The organism is Kitasatospora sp. NPDC004240 (genome assembly GCF_053603215.1).
Genome location: NZ_JBSGFD010000454.1, coordinates 1 through 1288, shown reverse-complemented (window position 1 = coordinate 1288; position 1288 = coordinate 1). Strand labels below are relative to the sequence as shown.

The window sequence follows — 1288 nt, the reverse complement described above, 5'->3', positions numbered from 1 at the left end:
AGGAGGTGGGAGTGCTCATCTCGAAGCAGGCTTCCCGCTTAGATGCTTTCAGCGGTTATCCCTCCCGAACGTAGCCAACCAGCCATGCCCTTGGCAGGACAACTGGCACACCAGAGGTTCGTCCGTCCCGGTCCTCTCGTACTAGGGACAGCCCTTCTCAACACTCCTACGCGCACAGCGGATAGGGACCGAACTGTCTCACGACGTTCTAAACCCAGCTCGCGTACCGCTTTAATGGGCGAACAGCCCAACCCTTGGGACCTACTCCAGCCCCAGGATGCGACGAGCCGACATCGAGGTGCCAAACCATCCCGTCGATATGGACTCTTGGGGAAGATCAGCCTGTTATCCCCGGGGTACCTTTTATCCGTTGAGCGACGGCGCTTCCACAAGCCACCGCCGGATCACTAGTCCCTACTTTCGTACCTGCTCGACCCGTCAGTCTCACAGTCAAGCTCCCTTGTGCACTTACACTCAACACCTGATTGCCAACCAGGCTGAGGGAACCTTTGGGCGCCTCCGTTACCCTTTAGGAGGCAACCGCCCCAGTTAAACTACCCACCAGACACTGTCCCTGATCCGGATCACGGACCCAGGTTAGACATCCAGCACGACCAGAGTGGTATTTCAACGACGACTCCACGACAACTGGCGTTGCCGTCTCACAGTCTCCCACCTATCCTACACAAGCCGAACCGAACACCAATATCAAGCTATAGTAAAGGTCCCGGGGTCTTTCCGTCCTGCTGCGCGAAACGAGCATCTTTACTCGTAATGCAATTTCACCGGGCCTATGGTTGAGACAGTCGAGAAGTCGTTACGCCATTCGTGCAGGTCGGAACTTACCCGACAAGGAATTTCGCTACCTTAGGATGGTTATAGTTACCACCGCCGTTTACTGGCGCTTAAGTTCTCAGCTTCGCCTGGTCGAAACCAAGCTAACCGGTCCCCTTAACGTTCCAGCACCGGGCAGGCGTCAGTCCGTATACATCGCCTTACGGCTTCGCACGGACCTGTGTTTTTAGTAAACAGTCGCTTCTCGCTGGTCTCTGCGGCCACCCCCAGCTCGGAGTGCAAGACTCGTCACCAGGAATGGCCCCCCTTCTCCCGAAGTTACGGGGGCATTTTGCCGAGTTCCTTAACCATAGTTCACCCGAACGCCTCGGTATTCTCTACCTGACCACCTGAGTCGGTTTGGGGTACGGGCCGCCATGAAACTCGCTAGAGGCTTTTCTCGACAGCATAGGATCATCCACTTCACCACAATCGGCTCGGCATCAGGTCTCAG

The 1288-nt window shown here is 56.2% G+C and carries 1 rRNA gene; it reads right to left on the bottom strand.

Going from position 1 to position 1288, the window contains the following annotated elements:
* Positions 1–1288 (bottom strand): 23S ribosomal RNA (locus ACWEQL_RS42480); the annotation flags it as partial.